Source organism: Ruminococcus sp. 1001136sp1_2201st1_G3_2201SCRN_220225, from assembly GCF_040924365.1.
GTDB lineage: Bacteria > Bacillota > Clostridia > Lachnospirales > Lachnospiraceae > Blautia_A > Blautia_A faecis.
Genome location: NZ_JBCOME010000001.1, coordinates 182,415 through 207,126 on the forward strand (window position 1 = coordinate 182,415; position 24,712 = coordinate 207,126).

Annotated in this window: 27 protein-coding genes; 7 read left to right on the forward strand and 20 right to left on the reverse strand. The window is 44.1% G+C overall.

The annotated features are described in order from the left end of the window. Positions 1-40 precede the first annotated feature (40 nt). The 13 genes from rplI to AB5642_RS00945 form a co-directional block, all read right to left on the reverse strand. Positions 41-490, reverse strand: coding sequence for a 50S ribosomal protein L9 (gene rplI, locus AB5642_RS00885; protein WP_118583688.1), 450 nt, complete (start codon positions 488-490; stop codon positions 41-43). Then, on the reverse strand, positions 487-2,541 hold the full coding sequence (locus AB5642_RS00890; RefSeq protein WP_195380042.1) for a DHH family phosphoesterase: 2,055 nt from the start codon (positions 2,539-2,541) through the stop codon (positions 487-489). The genes rplI and AB5642_RS00890 overlap by 4 nt, the downstream gene beginning before the upstream one ends. Positions 2,542-2,551: 10 nt before the next feature. Beyond that, the gene (locus AB5642_RS00895; RefSeq protein WP_368369245.1) at positions 2,552-2,830 is read right to left on the reverse strand and encodes a DUF6783 domain-containing protein; all 279 of its coding nucleotides are present in this window, start codon (positions 2,828-2,830) and stop codon (positions 2,552-2,554) included. A gap of 29 nt (positions 2,831-2,859) precedes the next feature. Further along, the gene (gene rpsR / locus AB5642_RS00900) at positions 2,860-3,126 is read right to left on the reverse strand and encodes a 30S ribosomal protein S18 (RefSeq protein WP_118583682.1); all 267 of its coding nucleotides are present in this window, start codon (positions 3,124-3,126) and stop codon (positions 2,860-2,862) included. A 42-nt stretch (positions 3,127-3,168) separates the two neighbouring features. Beyond that, positions 3,169-3,621: a single-stranded DNA-binding protein gene (locus AB5642_RS00905; protein WP_118583680.1), complete on the reverse strand. Its 453-nt coding sequence runs from the start codon at positions 3,619-3,621 to the stop codon at positions 3,169-3,171. Between the two features lie 74 nt (positions 3,622-3,695). Continuing rightward, positions 3,696-3,983 carry a 30S ribosomal protein S6 gene (gene rpsF / locus AB5642_RS00910; protein ID WP_117851485.1) on the reverse strand — a complete coding sequence of 96 codons (288 nt, stop codon included), beginning with the start codon at positions 3,981-3,983 and terminating at the stop codon, positions 3,696-3,698. Between the two features lie 109 nt (positions 3,984-4,092). Beyond that, the gene (locus AB5642_RS00915) at positions 4,093-4,287 is read right to left on the reverse strand and encodes a DUF951 domain-containing protein (protein ID WP_173715669.1); all 195 of its coding nucleotides are present in this window, start codon (positions 4,285-4,287) and stop codon (positions 4,093-4,095) included. Between the two features lie 56 nt (positions 4,288-4,343). After that, positions 4,344-5,072 (reverse strand): NAD-dependent protein deacylase, encoded by a 729-nt coding sequence (locus tag AB5642_RS00920; protein ID WP_173715670.1) that lies wholly within the window; start codon positions 5,070-5,072, stop codon positions 4,344-4,346. A 139-nt stretch (positions 5,073-5,211) separates the two neighbouring features. Next, complete coding sequence (gene srtB / locus AB5642_RS00925; protein WP_368371403.1) at positions 5,212-6,078, reverse strand: class B sortase; 867 nt, start codon at positions 6,076-6,078, stop codon at positions 5,212-5,214. 207 nt (positions 6,079-6,285) lie between these two features. After that, complete coding sequence (locus AB5642_RS00930; RefSeq protein WP_368371404.1) at positions 6,286-7,806, reverse strand: ATP-binding protein; 1,521 nt, start codon at positions 7,804-7,806, stop codon at positions 6,286-6,288. After that, entirely contained in the window at positions 7,803-9,104 is a 1,302-nt protein-coding gene (locus AB5642_RS00935) for a VWA-like domain-containing protein (RefSeq protein ID WP_368371405.1), read from the reverse strand. The genes AB5642_RS00930 and AB5642_RS00935 overlap by 4 nt, the downstream gene beginning before the upstream one ends. A 94-nt stretch (positions 9,105-9,198) precedes the next feature. Further along, a complete protein-coding gene (locus tag AB5642_RS00940) occupies positions 9,199-9,552 on the reverse strand; it encodes a hypothetical protein (RefSeq protein WP_294675184.1) in 354 nt (117 codons plus the stop codon). 31 nt (positions 9,553-9,583) lie between these two features. Then, a complete protein-coding gene (locus AB5642_RS00945; protein ID WP_368371406.1) occupies positions 9,584-9,730 on the reverse strand; it encodes a hypothetical protein in 147 nt (48 codons plus the stop codon). Between the two features lie 140 nt (positions 9,731-9,870). On the opposite strand from AB5642_RS00945, the gene AB5642_RS00950 reads away from it, so the two are divergent. Continuing rightward, on the forward strand, positions 9,871-11,100 hold the full coding sequence (locus tag AB5642_RS00950; RefSeq protein ID WP_173735899.1) for a 6-phosphofructokinase: 1,230 nt from the start codon (positions 9,871-9,873) through the stop codon (positions 11,098-11,100). 267 nt (positions 11,101-11,367) lie between these two features. On the opposite strand, the gene AB5642_RS00955 is transcribed toward AB5642_RS00950, so the two are convergent. The 7 genes from AB5642_RS00955 to AB5642_RS00985 form a co-directional block, all read right to left on the reverse strand. Further along, positions 11,368-12,756: a uracil-xanthine permease family protein gene (locus tag AB5642_RS00955; RefSeq protein ID WP_173718859.1), complete on the reverse strand. Its 1,389-nt coding sequence runs from the start codon at positions 12,754-12,756 to the stop codon at positions 11,368-11,370. 144 nt (positions 12,757-12,900) lie between these two features. Further along, a complete protein-coding gene (locus AB5642_RS00960) occupies positions 12,901-13,311 on the reverse strand; it encodes an ATP-binding protein (protein WP_195992535.1) in 411 nt (136 codons plus the stop codon). A gap of 197 nt (positions 13,312-13,508) precedes the next feature. Then, positions 13,509-13,811: an STAS domain-containing protein gene (locus AB5642_RS00965; RefSeq protein ID WP_173715676.1), complete on the reverse strand. Its 303-nt coding sequence runs from the start codon at positions 13,809-13,811 to the stop codon at positions 13,509-13,511. A 155-nt stretch (positions 13,812-13,966) separates the two neighbouring features. Further along, positions 13,967-15,679: a S8 family peptidase gene (locus tag AB5642_RS00970; RefSeq protein ID WP_148463147.1), complete on the reverse strand. Its 1,713-nt coding sequence runs from the start codon at positions 15,677-15,679 to the stop codon at positions 13,967-13,969. A 49-nt stretch (positions 15,680-15,728) separates the two neighbouring features. After that, positions 15,729-16,487, reverse strand: a complete 759-nt coding sequence (locus tag AB5642_RS00975; protein ID WP_148463146.1) for a prolipoprotein diacylglyceryl transferase — start codon at positions 16,485-16,487, stop codon at positions 15,729-15,731. Positions 16,488-16,503: 16 nt separating this feature from the next. Then, entirely contained in the window at positions 16,504-17,298 is a 795-nt protein-coding gene (locus AB5642_RS00980) for an arginase family protein (protein ID WP_368371407.1), read from the reverse strand. Next, positions 17,286-18,101: an HdeD family acid-resistance protein gene (locus AB5642_RS00985; RefSeq protein ID WP_148463144.1), complete on the reverse strand. Its 816-nt coding sequence runs from the start codon at positions 18,099-18,101 to the stop codon at positions 17,286-17,288. Before AB5642_RS00985 ends, AB5642_RS00980 begins: the two co-directional genes overlap by 13 nt. A gap of 231 nt (positions 18,102-18,332) precedes the next feature. Here AB5642_RS00985 and AB5642_RS00990 point away from each other — a divergent pair, with 231 nt between their 5' ends. From AB5642_RS00990 to AB5642_RS01015, 6 genes are all read left to right on the forward strand, one after another. Beyond that, positions 18,333-19,115, forward strand: a complete 783-nt coding sequence (locus tag AB5642_RS00990; protein WP_173718863.1) for a GDSL-type esterase/lipase family protein — start codon at positions 18,333-18,335, stop codon at positions 19,113-19,115. Beyond that, entirely contained in the window at positions 19,112-19,690 is a 579-nt protein-coding gene (locus tag AB5642_RS00995) for a DUF4358 domain-containing protein (protein ID WP_237925921.1), read from the forward strand. The genes AB5642_RS00990 and AB5642_RS00995 overlap by 4 nt, the downstream gene beginning before the upstream one ends. A gap of 13 nt (positions 19,691-19,703) precedes the next feature. Next, on the forward strand, positions 19,704-21,092 hold the full coding sequence (locus tag AB5642_RS01000) for an MBOAT family protein (protein ID WP_237925922.1): 1,389 nt from the start codon (positions 19,704-19,706) through the stop codon (positions 21,090-21,092). 49 nt (positions 21,093-21,141) lie between these two features. Beyond that, positions 21,142-22,398, forward strand: coding sequence for a DHHW family protein (locus AB5642_RS01005; protein WP_195590811.1), 1,257 nt, complete (start codon positions 21,142-21,144; stop codon positions 22,396-22,398). A 304-nt stretch (positions 22,399-22,702) separates the two neighbouring features. Beyond that, the gene (locus AB5642_RS01010) at positions 22,703-23,797 is read left to right on the forward strand and encodes an ABC transporter ATP-binding protein (RefSeq protein ID WP_173715683.1); all 1,095 of its coding nucleotides are present in this window, start codon (positions 22,703-22,705) and stop codon (positions 23,795-23,797) included. A gap of 12 nt (positions 23,798-23,809) precedes the next feature. Further along, positions 23,810-24,703, forward strand: a complete 894-nt coding sequence (locus tag AB5642_RS01015; RefSeq protein ID WP_294674181.1) for a carbohydrate ABC transporter permease — start codon at positions 23,810-23,812, stop codon at positions 24,701-24,703. Positions 24,704-24,712 lie beyond the last annotated feature (9 nt).

Below are 24,712 nucleotides of genomic sequence, written 5' to 3' on the forward strand. Positions count from 1 at the left end.
AGCTTTATGCATTACTGTTTACACTTCTTCACAGTAGCCCTTATGCCTCTTCCTTTACCCATACTTTCAGGCTTCCGGTTACCTTAGGATGAAGCTTAACCGGTACATTTGTTACGCCAAGATTGCGGATCGGGTTTGGAAGTACCAGTTTCTTTTTCTCTATATCGAGATTCAGCTGTTTCTTGGCAGCTTCTGAAATTTCTTTTGTGGAAACAGAGCCAAATGTTCTTCCGCCCTCTCCCACTTTAAGAGTAAGAATAACCTCTTTATCTTCAAGATTCTTGGCAAAAGCTCTGGCAGCTTCTAAATTCTCCTGGGCGACTTTCTCTTCATTTGCCTTCTGAAGCTTCAGATCATTTAAGTTCTTTGGAGTTGCCTCAAGTCCAAGCTTCTTCGGCAGGATCATGTTTCTTGCATATCCGTCACTGACGTTTACAATCTCTCCCTTTTTTCCAAGGGCTTTTACATCTTCCAGTAAAATTACTTTCATTCTTTGAATTCTCCTTCCTGGTATAACTGATCTATAATATCTTTGATCATTTTCTCTGTCTCATCTTCTGTAGCCTTCACCTGGGCTCCGGCAATGTTCAGATGACCTCCGCCGCCCATTCTCTCCATCATAACCTGCACATTGACCTCATCAATGGCACGGGCACTTACATACACCTCATTATTATATGGAGTAAGAACAAAAGAAGCCTTCACACCTGCAATATTCAGAAGCTCATTTGCGGCCTGGGCTCCTACTACTGTAGGACTTTCCAACCCCTCGCTGGGGCATCTTCCTATTGCAAAACAATTTCTGTAAATCTGGGCAGTGCGGACAACTTCCGCTCTTGCCTTATATGCATCAATGTTATCCCGAAGCATTTTGCGGACTCTTGTAATATCTGCGCCATTTCTCCGAAGATAAGCAGCTGCTTCGAAAGTACGCACGCCGGAGCGTGTAGTAAAATTATTGGTATCAATTACCATACCTGCATACAGACAATCCGCCTCCAGGCTGCGAAGACGCAGATCCTCGTCAAAATACTGAAGGATCTCGGCAACCATCTCACATGTGGAGGATGCATATGGCTCCACATAGGAAAGTACTGCGTTCTGTATCACTTCACTGCCTCTTCTGTGATGATCCAGCACCACGATCGTCCTGGTCAGATAAAGAAGATCCTGACACTCTGTATAACTTGGTTTGTTTGTGTCCACCACAACCACAACTGTATTATTATCCACAAGATCCTTTGCCTGGGCACAATCTACAAACATGGAAGGCTCATAATCCGGATTATTGATATACCCCGCCATCAACGGACGGATGGATGTGGTCGGATCATTTACTACAATATGGACCGGCTTGCCAAGGGTCTTTCCTGCGCGATAAATACCGATTGCAGCCCCAAGGGCATCTACGTCTGTGATCTTATGTCCCATAACCACAACACGATCCTTGGTGCTCATAAACTCTTTCAGCGCTTGTGCCTTCACTCTGGCCTTTACGCGGGTATTTTTCTCCACCTGCTGGGATTTTCCGCCAAAATAGGCGATGGAATCTCCATTCTTAATTACTACCTGGTCACCGCCGCGTCCAAGAGCCATCTCAATGGCAATACGGCAATATTCATAATTCTGCAGATAGTTTGCGCCGTTCAGACCAATACCGATACTTAGGGTGACTGCCATTTCATTACCAATATTGACCGTCTTAACTTCATCCAAAATATGAAAACGCTGTTCTTTCAATGCTTCCAGGGAACTCTGACGCATGATCAGGAAGTATTTATCCCGCTCCAGCTTGCGTACAAGTCCGTCAAAATTGGAAAAATACTTGGTGATTTTCCTGTCGATCAGTGCGATCAGAAGGGATCTTCTGACTTCTTCCACACCTTCCAGAGCTTCTTCATAATTGTCCAGATATGCCAGAGCAACTACCAGCTTATCATCCTCATTCTTCTGAATATATTCCTGAAGCTCTGTCTCATCATAGAAAAACATTGCCACAAGATTAATGTCTGCATCCACATTTTCCAGAATACGGGCTTCATTTACCACATCTTTCATAGTAACCAGCTGCATGGAAACACGATAGATCCTGTCACCAAAGTTGGTGCTCATCTCTGTGATCTCCTGTTTCTCAGGTACAGGAAGTTTATCCGGTGTGATCTCCGGAAAAATAGTGGTAATGTGCTTGTTATACAGCTGTTCTTTCCCGGTAAGCTCTGCAAATACCTTGTTGGACCAGATCATTCTTCCATTGGTGTCCATAATGGCATAAGGAAGAGCCAGATCATCCAGAAGACGCTTCTCAAGAGATTCATACTGATTGGCAAACGCGATCAGATCATTGAGAATCAGCGGCCTGTGAAAGCGGGTAAGCAGAAGTGCGGCCACAATATATACCACAATTCCAAGTGTAGCAAGAATTCCTGCTTTCACACTTATCATAAAAATAAGAATATCCAGCCATATAAGAAGAATGGTCAGATACAGTGGCCACCTCATGAACTGCTTCATGGATCCCTTGAATTTCAGTTTTTTATTCATAAGTTTATCCTCACTTACAAATCTTCAGGTACCTTTTACATAGTGACAGGCAAAATACGCCTTTGCCAGATAGTATAACAGATTTCTGAGGATTTTTCCATAGAAGATTAGAGCGTGTTTGAAAAAGACTTTCTGCAAGATGTGCGTCACAATTTGTGGGAGATTTTGCCCGGATGAGGGCGCCGTAGTGGGCTACGGCAACCGAATTCGGGTGAAATATACCGCAAAGTGGGGCGTGCAGATTGCGGAAATGGTTTTTCAAACACGCTCTAGATAGAAAAACCGCCATCCTTCCGGATGGCGGTAAACACTTCCAAATTAGTCCTGGATGTATGGCATCATAGCAAGATGACGTGCTCTCTTAACAGCAACAGTCAGAGCTCTCTGATGTTTCGCGCAGTTTCCTGTGATTCTTCTAGGAAGGATTTTTCCTCTCTCGGAAACATATTTTCTTAATTTTGCTACATCCTTGTAATCGATCTCGTTATTCTCTTTACCACAGAATACGCAAACTTTTTTTCTTCTGCGGCCGCCTCTTCTCTTCATTGGAGAATCTGGTCTTTCGCTTCTATTATTGTAAGCCATGTTGGTTTTCCTCCTGTTTTATTCAGTTCTAAGAGCTAAGCTCTAGTTAAATGGCAATTCCTCGTCAATGCCATCCGGAATGTTCATAAAGCCCTCTGCAGCGGTTCCCGGGTTCGGCATAGATGCCTCCGGTGCACTTGTGCGCGGATGGGAAGCAGCATAACTGTCGCTGGAAGCCTTGCTCTCAGCAAACTCCTGATCTTCCACAACAACCTCTGTAGTGTAAACCTTCTGTCCATCACGGTTGGTATAGCTTCCGGTCTGAATACGACCTGTAACGGCAATCTTCAGTCCCTGACGGAAATACTTCTCAGCAAACTCTGCCGTACGTCCAAAAGAAACACACTGAATGAAATCAGCACTTGCTTCTCCATCGCGACGGAATCTTCTGTCTACCGCTAATGTGTATCTGGCAATTGCCAGTGCATTCTCTCCTGCGGAATATCTTACCTCAGGATCTCTTGTTAAGCGTCCCATTAAAATTACTTTGTTCATTCTTCTTACCTCTCTTAATATACTAAGTGAACGGGCTCTTAATGGTGCTTTCTAAATCCGATTATGCAAAAAGATTATGCGTCTTTTCTGACAACTAAGTATCTTAATACGTTGTCCATGATACGTACATGTCTTTCTACTTCTGCCGGACACTGTGCGTCTGCCTCAAACTGAATAAAGTAGTAGAAGCCTTCATGCATTTTCTGAATCTCGTAAGCTAATTTCTTCTTACCCCATTCTTCAACGTCTGTGATAACGCCATTGTAACGAGTGATGTATCCTTTAGCTTTCTCAACTACTGCATCACGTACTTCGTCTTCAACTTTTGCGCTAACAACTAATGCTAACTCGTACTTGTTCATGCTTGTCTTACCTCCTTATGGTCTGTTGGCCCTTTGCCTGTCAAAGAGCAAGGATATTTTATATATCACGATTTTTAATTCTAACATACTTTTTTCAGGCTGTAAAGCATTATTTTTCCTTTTTTTGAAGATTTTTTGTATTTTTCTCCACCATCTTCCGCGGTACCATAATCTGATGTCCACAGCCCATGCATTTCAGGCGAAAATCTGCACCTACTCTTAAGATTTCCCATTCTTTGCTGCCGCATGGATGGCCCTTCTTCAAGGTAACAATATCTCCAACTTCATAAACAACTGCTGCCATATATAAACTCCTTATTTACCTGCTTCATTTTTGCTTTAGAACCTTTCTCCAGCACATTATTTATTAACTTTTATCTGGGAAAACACCTGTCCGATAGGCTCCTTGATCAAAAGATCTGCATACCGGTCTCTTGGCGTCGGGGACTTATTGATCACTACCAGATGTTCTCCCGAAAAGTAATCGATCAATCCTGCCGCGGGATAAACTGCCAGAGACGTCCCTCCTATAATAAGAACCTGCGCCTGGGAAATAGCACGCACAGACTCATTGATAGTGCGGTCATTCAGTCCTTCTTCATAAAGAACCACATCCGGCTTGATAATTCCACCGCAGGAACACCTTGGAACCCCTTCCGCTGCTTTCATATATTTGAAGTCATAGGATTTCCCACATCTCATACAGTAATTCCGGTATACACTTCCGTGAAGCTCCAGTACATGTTTACTGCCTGCCATCTGATGCAGATTATCAATATTCTGGGTGATAACTGCTTTCAGCTTTCCAGCCTCTTCCAGCTCTGCCAGCTTCAGATGAGCTGCATTCGGCTTCGCTGTATCGCATAGCATCTTGTCCTGATAAAAACGATAAAATTCCTCAGGATGACCCATGAAAAAGGTATGACTTAAAATAGTTTCCGGCGGATAATCATACTTCTGATTATAAAGTCCGTCCTGGCTTCGAAAATCCGGGATCCCGCTCTCCGTAGAAACTCCTGCTCCTCCGAAAAATACAATATTATCGTACTGGTCGATCAGCTCCTGAAGCCTTTCCACTTCCTTACTCATGTCCATTCCTCCAATCATTATACGGTACACATTTTTCAGTAATATGCTTTCCGATATCTCTCTCAAAATCCCTCTGCAGCCCTGCAGAAATTTCCCGGCCGTTTACAGGTCTGCATGCTTTTTTCAAGAAGATCCGATTCTAATTATCACCTGTCTGCTTCGTGCTGTCTGATTTCTTCACAACATCCAAAGTATCCACTCTTTTTCCCTGAACCACATAACGGGTAGACTCATTACCGGTACATGTGGAAAGGGTAACGATCTTGTCGTCTACGCCCAACTCACCTGGTGTAGTCTTAACATCAGAATAGGAGACTATTTTATTCATATAATCCACAAACTCCTGTCCAGGTCCCTTAAACAGTGTATATGTATCACTGTTTACCGCTGTGGTATACGCAGAAATAATCTCATACCGGTAAGTCTTCTCCGGGGTAAAGATCCAGAAATATTTGCTCTTATTGTAAGCAGAATCATCCTTACTGAAATTCTTCAGCTGTCCAAACATAGTCCCGTTCTTCATATTGTGACCGTATACCAGCGTATTGCAGTCACTGAAATCCGCCTTATTCTCATAGTCAATGAAAATAGTTCCGGCAAAATTATAATTCTTCTCATAAGTCATATGAAGATACTGGTCATTGTCAGTTCCCTTTACCACCGGATAGCTGACACCATCAAGTGCCTCCACATAGATCCAGCCGATTACATCTGTATTAATGCTTCGAAGAGAATCAAAATCAATATCCAGCGGGGCCTTCAGAGTCGGTCCGTCTGGTCCTACTGTTTCCTCACTGTCACTGGTACTGTCCTGATCCGGATCACGCTCTGTCACCGCCATCTGGGCAATCGCATTATACTCATCTGAGCCTTTCTTATACTCTGTATAAATGTGATAAAGATTATATGCCGCGTAGCAAAATATACAGATTGCAGCAATCAGTACAATTGTGAGAAATATATCTCCTGCTTTTTTCTTCTTTTTGGGTTTCTTATCTTCACTCATGGCAACCTCCTTCTACCAATATTATTCACACAATCTGAAGTTTCGCATATATCAAACTTTTAAAATCTCTCTATATTATATAGGCTATAAAATTTTCCTGCAACCTCTGTCTCAGGATTGCGGCGCGAGATCATGCAAAGCATGATTTCGTGCTCAGATTATTATACACGCCATACCTTCAGCATCAGTAATTCCTACATTCTTCACTTATTCTTCCAGCAAATCCCTGCACTCTTTCCTCAGCTCATTTTCTTTTTTGCTGTAAAGCAAAAGTTCACAATGTTTAAAATAAGAAGAACAGCCATACTGAGAGATGAAAATACTGCATCTGTCATCTCCTGTCAGACCGGTTTCAAACAACAGCAATTCCTGCCCTTCCCCAAAGCATTCCTCCAGAAAAGAAAAGGCATGTTCCAGCATCTTCTTCGTTTCCTCAAGTTTCTCGTTTCGTAATCTGCAAACATTGCCAAACCGTTCGACGATTTGTTCTATTCCTTCTGTCACGCCAGAAATATGCAGCTCTTTCAATTGGAAAAAATACTCTTCCAGAATTCTGATCTGTTCCTCTTCCCTGGCAGCTTCTTCTGCTGTCAGAAGCTCTGAACAGATTTTCGCATCTAGTGCTTTTCTTCTGGAAGCAACAAACTGTTCCATAGCTTCTACACTGTTCTTTTCCTGCAAAAAAATCTTCAGCAATTTAAGATTTTCGTATAGTTTTTCTGTCTTTTTATCTGTTTTCTGAAAGACTGAAATTCTTTCTGTCACAGCTTCAAGAAGCATTTCGGTTACAGTAAAGCGTTCTTCAAAAGATGCTTTTTTTCCCATATCGCAACAAGTCTTCAGCTGCCTGGTAGTTACATTTCCATCAAGAATTTCCTGTATCTGATAATCAGATTTATACTTCTCATACAGTCTGTAATAACCGGCAAAATCTCTTGCAATTTCCTCTTTTTGAAGGAATTCCCCAATCAGTTCCTCTCCGATTTCCACTTGCAGTTCCTCATAACTTTTCAGGATTTCGGAAAGATCCTCCCAACCTCTGGCAGTCACAAAAAACTTGCCATCTACTGTATTTTCCACCATATAAAAATTCTCTTTTTTAAGGGAAAGATAGGACAAAATTGCGCCATGTATGCCCTTTTCCCCCGCATATTCCAGCCATATATCTGTATCTGCCTGTATGGAAATCTTTCTTACACGATCCAGCGTAACAATGTCAAATTCCCGGACCGATTTGTTGTATGCAGGCGGATTGCCAGCAGCTACAATAATCCATCCCTGCGGCACCTTATGGGTTCCAAAGGTCTTGTTCTGCAAAAACTGCAGCATAGCCGGGGCCAACGTCTCTGACACGCAATTGATCTCATCTATAAAAAGGATTCCCTCCTTTTTTCCCGTTTGTTCCATGTACTCATACACAGAAGCAATAATTTCACTCATGGTGTATTCTGTTATATCAATTTCCATTCCACCGTAATTCCTGGTGACAATTTTGGGAAGTCCTACTGCACTCTGACGAGTATGATGCGTGATGGTGTAAGCCACCAAGCCCACCTTACATTCGGCTGCGACCTGCTCCATAACTGCAGTTTTCCCGATTCCCGGCGGACCGATCAGAAGGATTGGGCGCTGCCGTACCAAAGAATAGGTATAAACTCCATTCCCGTCCTTTTTCAGATAAGCAGCAAGGGTATGGATAATCTCATTTTTTGCGTCTTTGATATTCATATTTTTATCCTTTCGCCGATAACCAGTTTATAAGCCCAGTCCGGCACAAGTCTCATATTTTCCGTCTTTTTCACAAATACAAAGGCCGTTTCATAATCCGGTTTCTGTCTCGGATAAATCCCATCTCCGTCAGTAAAGTAGATCAAAGCCTTCAGATTCTGCAATTCCCGCTTCTCCTGTTCCTTTCTGATCAGTTCAAAAACAGGCCTGAAATCGGTTCCGCCCCGTCCCTGTATGGTTATCTTCTGCATATATTCTTTCCATTCTTCCTCTGAATGGATCACCTGGTACCACTGAATACAACAGTCACATTGGACAATATATACTTTCATTTTCTTAAAAAAATTCTCCCGGGTGCTGAGGATCTGGTAAGTCTCTCCAAGGAATCTCCGGACCAGCTCCTTGGAACAGGAACCAGAGGTATCAATGGCGATCACCAATTCCTCCAGACGATTCACTTCTTTGTATTCCAACGGCTCGATCAGCGGCAGATTTCCATACTGCTCCATTCCAAAATTATAAAAAATATAATCAAAGCTATCCTCATCCAATTGGATTTCTTCCCTGGGAAAAGCAAATTTTCGGAGAAATTTCCGATAATCATATCGGCTTTTGTACAGTTCCTCCAATTCCTCTTCTTTACTTCCAGAACTTGCTCCGATCCGATGCTTCTGCCGCTCCCTTCCAAGGGTGGTATATGTAAGAATCTTTTCCCACCTGCACCGTTTTTGTTCCCTTTTCCATGGATTTACACTCCATAAAGAATGATCATCAAAGGAAAAAAGAGATTCCAGCTCTTCAATATTAAAAGGGAATTTTTCCTGTTTCAGAAGCTGATAAAGTACCTGAGCAGAGCAATTTCTGCCTTTAAAAAATTCAAAAATCTGTCTTCTTTTTTGCAGTTCTTCTGACGAATATTGCCATAAATTTTCCGGAATATTCTGCCAGATCAGAAGCTCCACAGCCAGATCACAGGCCACATTCCACAATCTTTCTTCCATCTTTTTGTCAGAAAAAGGATGCTGGTAAAGGCAGTGAAATAACATGTGCAGACAACCTCTTTTCAGCCTTTCTGGATTCCCTGCCCACGTATAGATCAGAAATACAGGGTCTGCTATTATCCTCTCACCGTCAGTTCCAATTCCATGGATCCAGGACTGCGAAGAGCTCTCATTTCCCATGCTGTTCGGAAACATTTTTGCCTCCACGACCACCGAAAGGGCTGCTGATGCATAAGAAAAAAACGGAAATCTTGCACAGATTTCACTTCTGCAGGTATGCAGGATTTTCATTCCCATTTCCTGGTATTTCCTTTTTTTCTTTATGGAACTGCCTGTATTTTCAGACATTTTTCTTTCTTTATTATCCTGCATAGTTTCGCTTTCTTTCCTGCTAAAGGTCAAATTTTTTCTCTTTATATCCGTATTTCTGATTCTTTAACCTCATCAGCCACACCAGGCTCTCCAGCTTTCGCTCTCTTCTGGCAGTACAGATAAAATTCTCCAGTTCTTCTGCTCCAAACCAGCCAGAATTCTCCAAAAGCTCCATTTTCCCCACATTCTCTTCCCGGATCAAAGCTTCCATAGCAGGGCGGATCCTTCGCTTCAGATACTGGCCATAGGCAGTTTTTTTCTCTTCTTCGCACTCATTTGCTAAAAAAAATCCTTCCAATGCGCAGGCAAGCCGAATCCGCTCCTGTCCTGTTGTCTGGAATTTTTCATACCGCATATCACGCTCTTTTTCCATATATAATCCCAGCTTTCTCACTGGAGCCTGTTTAAAAAAGCATTCCGGCAATCTTTATGCCCCACTTTGTGACGCACATCTTGCAGAAAGCCTTTTCAAATACGCTCCTGCAGTTTCCCTGCTTCTTATTATAATCCATCCTGCCTTTTCCCACAATCGGATTTTTCTCATTTGCCACATACGCTCTCTCCTGTTATAATAAAAATACCAGAGCCTGTTTGAAAAAGCATTTCAACAATCTGCACGCCCCCTTTGTGGTATATTTTGCAGCAAACCTTTTTCAAACAGGCGCTAAGAACAACAGGAGGTTTCATTAAAATGGAAAAAAAGAACTTGATCGTCGGACAATCCGGCGGACCTACTGCAGTTATCAACAGCAGCCTTTATGGTGTAGTTTCTGAGGGCATAAAACAGGAAGAAATCGGACATGTTTATGGCATGATAAACGGTATTGAAGGATTTCTGAAGGGCACCATTCTTGACTTTGAAGAAGCACTTCCCGGGGAAAAGCTGAAATATCTTACCTACACCCCAGGCGCTTACCTGGGCTCCTGCCGCTATAAGCTTCCGGAATCTCTGGAAGATCCGGTATATCCAGAGCTTTTCCGCAAATTTGAGGAGATGAATATTGGCTGGTTTTTCTACATCGGCGGCAACGATTCCATGGATACTGTGAGCAAGCTTTCCCGCTACGCAGCCATGATTGGCAGTGACATCCGCATTATCGGAGAGCCGAAGACCATTGACAATGATCTTGTGCATACCGACCACACTCCTGGATTTGGCAGTGCTGCCAGATATGTGGCTTCCACAGTCCGTGAAATCACCCTGGATGCCAATGTTTATGAAAAAAAATCCGTGACCATCGTAGAGATCATGGGACGTCATGCCGGATGGCTCACAGCGGCCAGCGCTCTCGCCCGCAAATATACCGGCGATAACCCGCTTCTTATTTATCTTCCGGAAACAGCCTTTGATACAGAAGAATTTTTGAAAAAAACAGAAGCCTGCTTCGAAAAAAACTGTAATGTTGTTGTCTGCGTTTCCGAAGGCATTCATGATAATAAAGGAACTTTTATCTGCGAATATGACAATTCTGTAGGCACCGATACTTTTGGTCATAAAATGCTGGCAGGCTGCGGCAAATATCTGGAAAACCTGGTGCGAAGCCGACTTGGCGTGAAAGCCCGCTCCATTGAACTGAATGTAAGCCAGCGCTGCAGTGCCTCCATGCTCTCTGACACGGACCGCCAGGAGGCCATTACAGCCGGTATTTTCGGCGTTCAGGCTGCACTGAAAGGCGAAACTGGAAAAATGGTATCTTTCATCCGTCAGGAGACCTCTGAGGGCGTTTACCAGATGAGATGCGGACTTGAGGATGTCAATGAAATCTGTAATGAGGAAAAAACCGTTCCCCTTTCCTGGATCAGCCAGGACGGTTCTGACGTAACAGAGGATTTCATCCATTATGCAAGTCCACTGATTCAAGGAAATGTAGAGCTGCCTATGGGCGAAGACGGACTTCCGGTCTGCGTATACAGAAAATAACGTTACCAGTGAACAGTAACAAAATAACCACGCCGTTCTGAGTTCAGAGCCGGCAGAAAATCCCCTATACTGTATCATGATTTAAACAGGGCGAAACATATTCTACATGTTTTTCTTGTGGCTCACGAAAAAGAAAAGAACTCCTTTCTCTATAAGATCAGTTAGAGCGTGTTTAAAAAAGGCTCTAACTGATCTTACAGAACAAAGGAGTTCTTACTTTTTCTTTATTTTTCACACAATCAGCAAAAATCCATGATTCCTTCTGCCTTATTCCTGACCATTTCCAAACATCTTATGATCTTCTTCCAGTTTCTCCTGAACCTGGCTGTCATGAATTTTCTCTTCTTTCTCCTCATCCCTAGCCTTGGGCAGGATCAGGTTCAGACAGACTGCTATGATCGTCGCCAGCACAACCGGAGATTTTCCGAAAATGGTAGTCACCCATGCAGGAAGTGTGGCAAGTGCTGCATTTGCTTGGGAAACACCCACACCAAGTGCTGCAGCCAGACCTACAATGGAGGAATTACGGTAATCCATTTCTGCAGAAGCCACCAGCTTCATACCTGTCATAGCAATAGATGCAAATACGGAAACTGTAGCACCACCCAATACGCACTGGGGAATCGTGGTCAAAAGTGCTGAAAATTTCGGAACAAATCCGGCAATTCCAAGAAAAGCAGCTGCCAGCCCCAGAACCCAGCGGTTGATAACCTTGGTCGTGGTGACAATACCAACGTTCTGGCTGTATGTTGCAGTTGGAAGTCCTCCAAACAGGGCTCCAAGAATATTGGTAATACCATAAGCTACAATACCACCCTGAAGCTCTGAATCCTTTGGCGTCCGGTTCATAGCACCGATAGTAGTTGCAGAGTAGTCACCGATTGCCTGAATTGAGTTAATTGCAAAAAGCAGTCCGATGGCTACACATGCAGAAATCTCAAAATGCACTCCGAAGTGCAACGGCTGTGGTACCTGGAATACACTTGCCTTGCCCACGCTTGAAAGATCCACCATTCCGAATGGAATGGATACCACATATCCGGCCAGCATACCAATCAGAATAGAAGAAAGCTTCCAGATTCCTTTTCCAAAGTGGTTCAGGACTGTTACCACTGCAAGGGTAAAGAAAGCCACCAGCCAGTTCTGCCAGGAGCCATAATCCGGATTAGAGGTTCCACCAGCCATATAGTTGATCGCAGTGGGATACAGGGAAAGTCCGATGGTAAATACCACTGTTCCTGTGATCAGAGGCGGAAAAAATACCCTGATCTTTTTTACCATAATTCCCATGATAACGGCAACAACACCGCCTACAATCTGGGCTCCCAAAATGGTGTCGATTCCGTATCCGTCCGCAATGGCCTGCATACTTGGTACATATGCGAAGCTGACACCCATAATGATTGGAAGTCCTGAACCAATCCTGTACTTCTTCCCAATGGGAAAAAGCTGGAGTAAAGTAGACAGCGCAGCAACTACCAGAGCTGCCTGAATAAGAATGACCTGATCCTTATTCTCAAGCCCTGCTGCGCCTGCCACAATAATGGCAGGGGTGACACATCCCACGATCATTGCAACAACATGCTGCAACGCAAGAGGAAGGGCTTCCTGTATCCGCGGGATACCATCCGTTTCAAAAATACTGCCTCTCTTCATAATATTTTCCTGCTTTCTTTTGTTTTATACAGTATACCAAATAAGGCGTACAAAAACAATTAGGTTGGCTTAAAATATTTGTATTTAATATTCACAAAAAAGTCAGTCTATTTTTGTAAACATTTATCTTTTTTGTTTTTAATCTTATACCAGTTCTTTTTTCATGGTTAAAATATTCTGTCCGTCAGCGTATTCATAAGAAAGCTCATCCATGGTTTTCTTTACCAGAAAAATTCCAAGCCCTCCAATTTCTCTGTCTTCAATATCCAGTGTAATGTCCGGATCTTTGTTTTCCAGTGGATTATAAGGAATTCCCTGGTCTATGAAAGTCAATGTGATTTTCGGCGGATTATCTTCCATTTCAATTTGTATTGTGGCATTTCCGCTGCCCTTCCCATAAGCATAATAAGCAATGTTTCCAAATATCTCATCTATGGCAACATCCAGCTGCATCTGAACCTTCAACGGACAATCCTTTTCTTCCAGCACTTCATTTACAAATTCCGTAACTTTATCCACATTCTCTATCTTTGCTTCCACTGTAATACTTTTCAAATTTCACAGCTCCTTTCCCATACGCTACCAAGGCTTCTGTTTCCATCCCGCCTGGTAACCATACCTTTTTTCCTGCACTATGTAAAAAAGAATCCTGCACAAAATACAGAATTCCTTTATTAAATGCGCGCTGAACCGGTTCCTCACATGGTAAGTTCTCTGACCACTCCTAAAACCTGCCAGACCTGCTGCGCGTGTTACTCTATTGTTAAAATATCCGTAAACCCTGTAATCTCAAAGACTTCCTTTACAACATCTCCCACATGGATCAGTTTCATACTTCCTTTTTTATTCATAACCTTCTGCAATTTCAAAAGCACACGCAGACCAGCAGATGAAATGTACTCAAGATCTGCAAAGTCAAGCACCAGTTCCTGTGTATCTGCCAGTTCCTTCTCTGCAAAAACATCCAATTCAGGAGCTGTGGTTGTGTCCAATCTTCCTGACAGCATTACAGTATCTTTTGTTCCTTCATTTTTCTTTTCAATCTTCAGGCTCATATTCTTCTCCTTTTAAATCAGATTATTTTCGCGACTTTTCTCTTATGTCTATCAATTACTCTGATAAAACATTCTTCGTAAGGCTTTCTCCATATTTTATGGGTTTATTATACAAAGAATCAATATTTTGTGTCAAGTTTTATCAAGGCTTTTTATCACGCCAATAACTCAAATGTATGATAAAGATCCATTCTCCCAAATCCCCAGTCCCGATTGGGATACTGCATCCGTTCTTCACGCTCCGCCCCTCGTGTAATATAATTTTTCACGCTCGAGCCGGTAAAATAGGGTTGATTCCCACGTATCACCGCCCATTCGAACAAAAGTGCAGCCGCACCGGCAGTCTGAGCGGCAGAAAGGCTGGTGCCGGAGGCATTTCCGTAAAGACCGTTTAACTGGGGTACCCGGATCTGGACACCTGGGGCTGCTACCTGTGGAACTACATTTCCATCTGGCATAAAGCCTCTGCTTGCCTGGACATACAGGCTGTTGTCACGATACTGGTAAGCAGTCACGGTAATACTCTCCAGCGAATCTCCAGGTGCCGTCACTGTATTATAAGGCGATGGTTCCAGAAAATAGGTTTCCTCCGAAATCAGCCCCTGAACCGGCAGCCACATATGAAATCCTACATTCTGCCCATCTCTTCCTCTAACAAAAATACGCCAGATTCCAGGTACCGGCTGGATAAATTGAAAATATACCAGCGTGTATCCGGTCTGCCTCTCAATAGAAACATAATTTACCTTCACCCTTGTTTCCACAAAGACAAAAGATAATTCCTGCGTCACCGCCCCCAGTGAAGCGCTGATATCCAGAGTTTCCCCTGTAGGAGACTGCAAAGAAAGATTATAAATTTCTGGCGGCTCGCCCCAGAATTCCATGGTAAATCCTGGCTCCTTGTTTCCAACGCGAAGCTCCGCCAATGCCTGGTTTTCTCTCTCTGTAAGGCGGCCTGCGTAATGATGTCTTGCCGCTCCCTCATTTCCAGCTGCAACAGAAACTGAGATCAGCGAATACTGGGAAATATAATCCACATAAAGACTCAGTGGATTTTTCCCGATATGTGCTCCCTGGCTGCTGCCAATTCCAAGGCACAGAGAAAGAGGCATTCTTCTGTCATTCGCAATTCGCACTGCAAAATCCATTCCCATCATAATGTCATTTTCCTGGAAAAGCTCCGCTTCTGCAGGGAAAAGATAGAACTCCCGGAGATATTTTTTCGCAGGCTTCACTTTCACAATGATCAGTATGGCTTCTGGTGCGGCTCCAGAAAAATTCTCCTCAGGAAAATAATTTCCAGCCGCAATAGCAGCCATTCTGGTTCCATGGCCATCCGTATCCACAGAGGGCACAATTTCCAGAGGATTTCCGGAAGCCAGTGCCTGATCAATATCCTTTTTCCAGAAGACACGACCATAAGGCACTTCTTTCCCATCTCCCTCTAAGGTCTGGTCCCAGATGCAAAGGATTCTGCTGCCCATTTCGTTCTGAAAAACCGGATTCCGATAGTCAATTCCGGAATCCACAACCGCAACAGCTGTTCCGCTTCCTTTCAGCTGAAGGTAGGGCTGTTCCTGAAGCCGGGTAATTCCGGAAGCACTAAGGCCTCCAAGATCCATATGCGTATAACATTTTGGAATAGAACTGTAGGAATACGTATTGATATTCCACCTTCCAATTTCTGTCAAGGGTGCATAAACTACCCCGTAAATTCCGTTTATTTTCTGAAAACTAAAACCTGGGACATCGCCCAGGTCTTCCTGAAAATCGTCCATATATTTTACAATAAAATCCGCATACATCTCGTTCTGTGCCGGTGAAACTGACTCCTGCATACTCAAATTGCCCGCGTCTTTATTTCCCATAACTGCCCCTTAAAGCTTTTTCATTTAAGAGTATGCTTTATTTTTCATTTCAATGACTTGAAGCGTGTTTTCTCTGTACCAACATCACAATTCCTGCCAAAAATGTAAAGACTGAAATAAACTGCGACGTAGAAAGCACTCCCACACTTCCTCTTGCCAGATCTCCGCGAAAAAACTCTAGCACAAATCTTCCTGCACTATAAAAAATCAGATATGCCGCCGCTGTCTCTCCATCTTTTTTCTGGCTTCTCAAAATCAAGAGCAGCAAACCATAATGAAGAAAGTCAAGAATACTGGAATAAATCTGCGTAGGAACCAGCGCCACCCCATTTGGTGCAAAAGCAGACGTATGAAACGTAATGGAAAAAGCACCGGACGTTTCTTTTCCGTAACAGCATCCTGCCAGCAGACACCCAATTCTTCCAAATCCTTGTGCAAGTGCTACAGAAGGCATTAACGTATCAAAAAGCTTCAGAAAATTCAGTTTTTTTACCCTGCAATATACATACGCCGTGAAAATTCCACCAACAATTCCACCAAATACCACAAAGCCATCGGTCAGAGTAGCACTCAGAAACCCAGGATTTTCCAGGATACTTTTCCATTCTGTAATCCAATACAGGATCTTGGCGCCCAGGAATCCTCCCACTACGCACCATACCACCAGATAAAAAACGTGTTCATAGGGCAGTTTCCGCTTTTTTGCCCTGTATTCTCCGGTAAAATAAGCTGCCAGAATTCCAATGGCGATCATCAGTCCGTACCCATAGACCGTAAATGGACCAATCCGCAGAAGTTCATTTTTCATAAATTATTCTCTCCACTCAAAACCATTTTTTCCAGAACCTTAAAAGTTCCTTGTTTGCATGATCATTTTTAGGACTTTCCATACTCTTATCCGGATCACATTCCCCGCAGATATCCACCTGCAGGATTTTTCCATTCTCTTTTTCAAAATGAGAGCACAATGCCAGAAGTACTTTCAACATCTCTTCTAAAGTCATATCTCCTTGGCTCCAGGTAGTGGCTGCCTCCTCCGGACAGAGCACATCCTTATCAATGGAAATATACAGCGGTATATTGGCAGGAATTTCCAAGCTTCTGATCAATTCTTCCTCAGAACCTTTTTTCTCAGCCATATACGGCCTTGCCTCAGCCAGCCTCTCTCTGGACAAAAAATGCACTCTGTCCTTAAAGGGTTCTTCCACCTGCCCGTACGCTTCCTCATCCGGCCCGATCAGCCAGACCTCATGAAGCTTTTCTACCTCTTCCAGTGCACTTGCAATCCACCCCCCGCAGGACAAAAGCCCTCCGAAAGCAGGAAGCTGCATGTCTGTATGATTGTCAAATACCAGCAGGTTGAAGGGCTCTTTCACCCGCCCGATCCCGATTCTGCTCATATAATGATAATTTCCGGAATCCATAAAATAAATTCCGGAAACCGGATATTTTTCCATTCGTTCCAGAATCTGCGCCTGGGCATCTCCATCGCAATAGCAGTTGGTTCCTGAAATATCACTCAGGTCTATCCAGGAAATCTGCTCTCCCTCATAGAACTGCTCTTCCTGGTAAATTCCAGAAAAATCCATGATCACAATGTTCCGCTTCAATCCTTCCATTCCTCCAGAATTTCCTCTTCTTCCGGCTTCTGACTTGCCTGTTCTTCCTGATCCGCCTGCTCTTCCTGATCTGTCTGCTCTTCCTGATCTGTCTGTTCTTCCAGAGCACCTGTATTTTCAGCACCAGATTCGACTGTCTCAGTGTCAACCTTCTTCGCAGGTTCAAAACCTGAGTCCGGTGTTTCAGCATCTTTCACAGCCACATCAGCATCTGTCACTTTATCCTCTTTCTTTCCATCACCAGCTGATCCATCCTGAATCTCTTTTTTCAGCCCATGTTTCAGAATCAGATAAAAAATAATATCCAGCACTCCGTTCGCCACAAAAATACATCCTGAAATCTGCACGGTCATCCTGATTTCAGAAAATGGATTTACAAGGATCAGCACTCCAAGTCCTATAAAAATCAGACTTTCAACCAGAAATGCCTTCCAAACGCCCTGCCCGCGCTTCTTTAGTTTCATACTGCCGCGCATCATCCAGATGCTGTCCACCAGAATAAAAGCTCCTAGCATAAGAGTCAGCAGTTTCACAACCACAGTTGGATTCATAAACAAAAAGATACCGATCACCAACACGATCACACCGGAAAAAAGATCCAGTATGGTAGAATTATCCTTTTCCAGAACAAAGATCAGAATGTGATAAACACCGGCCCCGATCAGAACCAGCCCAAATACCACCTTGCACAGAACATTCACCGTTTCTACAGGCATCAATGCCAGACACAGTCCAAAAAGAATATAAAATACAGATGTTGGAATCTGTCCTCTTAAAATTTTGCTTTTCTTCTCTTCCATCATTTAACCTCCTGTTATCCTCCGGTTCTTTTTGGACAGTATAAACCTTTTCGTGAAATTCGTCCACAAAAAGCCGGAAAAAGAGTATAATTTCCTATATAAAAAATCCATTTTTATACTTGAAGTTTTTCCCTGTGGTATTATAATGAATGTCGAAGGAAAATGAATTATGTCGTAACTGTTCAAACAGGGAACAGTTCCATTATATCTAATTTTTTATCGGAGAATTAAATTTTGAAAAATATTAAAAACAACAAAACCATTCTTGCCGTTATCCCAGCTGTCGTAGTGCTGGCTGCAGGGGTAGCTTTTTTTTGCTCTCGTTCAGGCAATACTGACAAACAATGTCAGGAAACAGTTGAACGTCTTCAGAAGCTTGAAACAGCCGATATCTCCAGTATAGAGGATGCGATCCGTGCACTTTCCGAGAAAGAAAAGCCCACCGGATCGGACTCAGAGGAGGGTGTTCTTGGCGATATTCTCACAGATGTACAAATTAAACAGGCATTTCAGGGAACTGTTATTGTAGGGGACTCTATTACAGAATCAATTGCAGAATATGGTTTTCTTGACACCAGTATTGTAGTTGCCAAGCTGGGACTTCGTATTGACGATGCAGATGACCAGATCAATACCGCCATCAGTCTGAATCCAAGCGTATTTTTCCTGTCCTTTGGAGCAAATGACCTGGAAATTTACAATGGTGATTCCTCTGCTTTTATTGACGCCTACCGTGTAAAAGTGAAACAGATCCAGAATGCTCTTCCGGATACTGCCATTTACATCAACAGCATTCTTCCCATCCAGCAAAGCGCCATCGACCAAAGTCCTGCCCTTGCTTATTATGACAGCTTTAATCAGGCACTCAGGGACTTTTGTGACGAAATGGGATGCACTTTTATAGACGATACATTCCTTGTAGACGAAAGCATGTATGAGCCGGATGGTGAGCATATGGTTTACAACTACTACCCCAAATGGCTTACTTATATGGCAGAAAGGGCAGGTCTCGTATGAAGCTGAATACCAAACGAAATATCCTCTCAGATTTTTCCGGCAAACTGAGCGGCAATCTGAAGAAAAATAAAAATCAGGGAACCAGCATCCTTTCTGATTTCAAGCTTACCGGTTCCCTTATCATAAAATCCGTCATGGTAATTTTCCTGGTTGTCTATCTGGGACGCCTCTATGTGTCCGACTACGCAGCAGACATATCCATGGACAAAATATCTGCATCCCTTGAACAGGTTTCCGGTGTTACGGACCTTAGTGAGCCAGGGGTTTCCGGTCTTCGCCGTTTTTATCAGATTGATGAGAATGACATAGACAGCTACTTTTTCCGTAAAGCAGCCTCCCCAATGTCTGTAGACGAAGTTCTGGTAGTTAAGGCTAATTCTTCTTCTGAGGCAGGCGCCTATTTAGAAGCAGCTCAGGCTCATCTTGAAAGTCAGAAGAACATTTTCGAAGGCTATGGAACTGATCAGATGGCACTTCTCGGAGAAGCTTCTGTAGAAAAGCGCGGTGCCTATGTCTGGTATTTCTGCGGTGAAAACGCCCAGGAACTTCGCCAGGCTTTATTATCCATGATATAGGAGAATTGACGTTATGGTATTTAACAGTGTAATTTTTATATTTTGTTTTCTTCCCATATTTCTGCTGATCTACTATTTCGTGCCGGCCAGGGCCCGTAATCCGGTACTTTTCGCAGGAAGCCTTTTCTTTTATGCATGGGGAGATCCTACCTATCTGGTTCTTATGCTGTTTTCCAGCTTTTTCAATTATTACATGGGCAAAGAGCTTGGGAAAATAACCGATGAAGATCCGTCCCGCAAGCGAAACCTTATTTTCGCAGTAGTGATCAACCTTCTGATCCTGGGATTTTTCAAATACTGGGGATTTCTTCTTGATACCGTCAGCGGTGTCACAGGACTGAAGCTTACCTATCCGCAGCTTGCATTGCCCATCGGACTTTCTTTCTATACCTTTAAGAATCTGTCCTACATCCTGGACATCTATATGGGAAAAACAGAACCCTGTAAAGGATTTTTTCCATATGCCGTATACAGCACCATGTTTCCGCACATGACAGCCGGACCCATTGTCCGCTACACTGACATTTCGGAATCCATCAGCCGCCGCAGTATAAACACAACGCGCCTCGGTGCAGGTGCAGAGCTCTTTATCAAGGGGCTTTCCAAGAAGGTTCTCCTTGCAGACAATCTTTCCGCTCTGTACACCACCCTTCAGGCTTCCGGTACTACCTCTTTTGTGGGAACCTGGCTTGCCATTGGCGCATATACACTGGAGCTGTATTTCGATTTCAGCGGATATTCCGATATGGCCATCGGTCTTGGACAAATGCTGGGCTTCAATTTCAACAAGAACTTTGATTATCCTTACATTTCCACCAGCGTCTCTGAATTCTGGCGCCGCTGGCATATTTCTCTTGGAAGCTGGTTCCGTGATTACATCTACATCCCACTGGGAGGCAACCGTGTTTCCACAGGCCGACATATCCGCAACATCCTTGTGGTATGGGCACTTACCGGTCTCTGGCATGGCGCCAGCTGGAACTTTGTGTTCTGGGGTGTTTACTACGGTCTCCTTCTTCTGGCAGAGAAATTCCTTCTTGGACGTTTTCTTGAGAAAGCACCTGTCTGGCTTCGCAATTTATATACCATGTTTGCCGTGATCATCGGCTGGGTATTTTTCAGCCAGACCACACCTGCAACCATAGGAAAAATGCTGGGAGCCATGTTTGGATTGGGAGCTTCCTGCTTCGCAGACCGTGCCTCCCTGTATGCACTGAAATCCGGACTGATCCTGATGATCATTTCCGTGATCAGCTGCCGTCCGGGGCTTTACCAGTATTTCAAGCGCCTTGCAAGACGCAATACTTACCTTGCCGCAGTGATAAACGCAATCCTGTTTTTCCTCTGTATTGCGTATATGATCTACAGTTCCTACACACCATTTATGTATCAGCAGTTCTAGAGTAAATTTGAAAAAGCCCTGAACTGGTACCATATTAATTGGAGGACCCATGAAAAAGAAACCAAACGGATACCGCTATTTTTATCACCTGACCGGATGCCTTTTCGGAATCTTCATCCTGGCAGTACTGATAATCAATTTTTTAGTTCCGGACCGGGGCTTTTCCCAGAAGGAAAACCGTGTGCTGGCCTCCCGTCCGGCTATCAGCGTTTCACAGCTCACATCCGGCAAATTTGCTGATGGTTATGAAACCTATGTAAATGACCAGTTTTTCCTTCGTGACTGGTGGATCACACTGCGCGCCACAGCTCAGCGTATCCTTGGAAATACGGAGGAAAACGGCGTTTTTCTTGGCGAAAACGGTTACCTGATGGAGGATTTTACAGCACCCTCCCAGGAGCGTCTGAACCGTACCGTAAACGCTATGACAGATTTTGCAGCAAGACATTCTGATCTACCCCAGTATGCGCTGATTGCGCCAAATGCCGTGAATATCCTTTCAGATAAGCTCCCTGCCCTGGCTGCTGCCACTGACCAGAATCCTTATCTGGACGCAACTGCCACTGCTCTTGAAAAGGCAGGTGTCACTTTCGTGGATGTGCGTGACACCCTTTCCCAGCACAAGGATGACGGAATTTATTACCACACAGACCATCACTGGACTACTCAGGGAGCTTACTTCGCTTATATGCAGCTTGCAAAGGTACTTGGAATCGATTCTTCTTCCATCTCCTACGACAAGCTCCCGGTTTCCATGAGCTTCCAGGGAACCCTTTCCGCAAAAAGCGGTTTCCGTGCTTCTGAGAAAGAGGAAATGGATGTCTTTCTTCCAAGAGATGACTCGGTTCCTTCCTCTGTTGTAAATTATGTAGACGAACAGAAAAAAACGGCCAGCTTTTACGATACCAGCAAGCTGGAAACCAGAGACAAATACGCCATGTTCTTTAACGGAAACCATGGCAAGGTTGTGATCACCACCCCTACAGAGGAAAACCGTACCTTACTTGTGATCAAAGACTCCTACGCAAACAGCCTGATACCTTTCCTGGCACCTTACTACCGCAAGATTGTTATGGTAGACCCTCGTTATTTCTATGACGATCTGGAAGAACTGATGCAGGTAGAAGAAATTCAGGAAGTACTTTATCTCTATAATGCAAATACATTCTATGCAGACACTTCCCTGGAGCTTGCACTTATGCCTCAGAGCAGTACAAATTCCACACCTGACAGCGTTGAAACGGATAGCACAGATACTACTTCTGCTTCTTCTGACAACGCTTCTGCTGACAATCCCGAATCTTAATCTTAACCTTATTTCCTTCTGCCAGACAGGCAGGAGGATTTTTTTTCCAAATTTCATTGTACAACTCATGCAAATTCGCTATAATTACTTTATTAAGCAGCTATTTTCTGCAAAGTGTTTTTTGGAACGCAGTTCGCAGAAATCCCAATAAAACAGAATCCTGCTTGCAGGATTCTCCGCCTGCGGCTGGTCGCCTCCAGCGACATCCAGCGCATGTTTGAAAAAGGCTTTCCGCTGCAGTGCGAAGCGGGTAACTGTGAAGGTACTGGACAGTTACCTTTATTAAACATTTAGGAGCGAAATTATGAAAATAGTATTAGAACATCTCACAAAGCAGTTTCCGCCCCGTGGAAGAAAGGCTCAGGAGCCGGTCACAGCTGTAAGCGATTTCAATTTCGAAATTCCTGACGGTCAGCTGATCGGACTTCTCGGCCCCTCCGGCTGCGGGAAAAGTACTACCCTGAATATGATCTGCGGCCTGGAGAAACCAACCAGCGGCAGAATTCTTTTCGGCGATGATGATGTGACTTCATTTCCCCCAGAGCGGCGCGGCGTTGGTATGGTATTTCAGAATTATGCACTTTACCCCCACCTCACAGTGAAGCAGAACATCCTCTTTCCTCTTCAGAATCTGAAAGGAAAGGACAAGCTTTCCAGATCCCAGATGGATGAGCGGGCTCAGAATGCAGCCCGTCTGGTGCAGATCACAGAGCTTATGGACCGACGTCCTTCCGAGCTCTCCGGCGGTCAGCAGCAGCGCGTAGCCATTGCCCGTGCACTTGTAAAAATGCCCCGCGTACTGCTTCTCGACGAACCGCTCTCCAACCTGGATGCCAGACTCCGCCTCCAGACCCGGGAAGAGATCCGCAAGATCCAGCGGGCTACAAAGATCACAACTGTCTTTGTCACCCATGACCAGGAGGAGGCCATGAGCATTTCCGACATGATCGTAGTCATGAAGGATGGTGTGGTACAACAGATCGGGAAGCCCCAGAACGTTTACGACAGCCCTGTAAATCTGTTTGTAGCCAAATTCCTTGGTACCCCTCCCATCAATGTATTCGAGGGACAGATCCGTGGCGGAAGCCTTTACATCGGTGAAAATGCAGTTCTTCTCACACCTGGGATCTCCGACCAGCCGGTTTCTGTGGGAATCCGTCCGGAGGGATTTATCCCCGATGAGAAGGGAGCGCTCTGCTGCCAGCTTGGCGGCATGGAAGTAATGGGCCGTGACATCTCCGTTGTCTCCACCCATGCATCCTCCGTAAATCCTGTGATCCGCTCCATCATCAGCTCTGACACCCAGATCCGGCTTGATGCAAAAACCGTCCGTTTTTCTATCAAGCCAAACAAGATCTTCCTGTTCCGGCATGATACTGGTGAACGGATCAACCTTTAAAGGGAGGCTCCTATGAACAAACGAAACTTCAAAGGCTGGCTGTACCTTCTGCCGGCTATGCTTTTTCTGGGTATTTTCATGGTCTACCCTCTTATCGATGTTTTTATCTATTCCTTTGAAGAGGGCTATAATTCCGCTTCCCAGACTTACTATGGGACAGGTATGTACAACTATTCCTACGTCCTTCATGACCCATATTTTCTCCAGGCGATCCGGAATACCTTTATCCTGGTTGTGATCACAGTGCCCCTTTCCACTTTGCTGGCACTTCTGATTTCCGTTGCCTTAAGCTCTGTGAAAGCTCTGAAAAAACTTTTCCAGACCATTTACTTCCTGCCATATGTAACCAATACACTGGCCGTGGGACTGGTATTTATGATCCTTTTCAAAAAAACTGCTTATTCTGACGGACTGATAAACCTGGTGCTGAAGCTGTTCGGACAGGGACCTGTAGATTTTATTGACGGACCATACTGGGCGAAGATGCTGGTATTATGCATTTATACCATCTGGATCGTTATGCCATTTAAGGTACTGATCCTTACCAGTGCCCTGGCTTCTGTAAACCAGAATTATTACAATGCAGCCCGGGTAGATGGTACCTCCAGATTCCGTATTTTTGTCCGGATTACCCTGCCGATGATCTCCCCCACTGTTTTCTATCTGATCATCACTGGTTTTATCGGTGCATTCAAGGCTTACAGCGATGCAGTTGCCCTTTTTGGCACAGACTTAAACGCAGCTGGCATGAACACCATCGTAGGCTATGTTTACGACATGCTTTACGGAAATGGCGGCGGCTACCCGTCCTATGCCTCAGCAGCAGCGATCCTGCTATTTGTTATTGTTTTGACAATCACCTGCATAAACCTGCTTGTAAGCAAAAAGCATGTATACTATTCGTAACTATGAAGA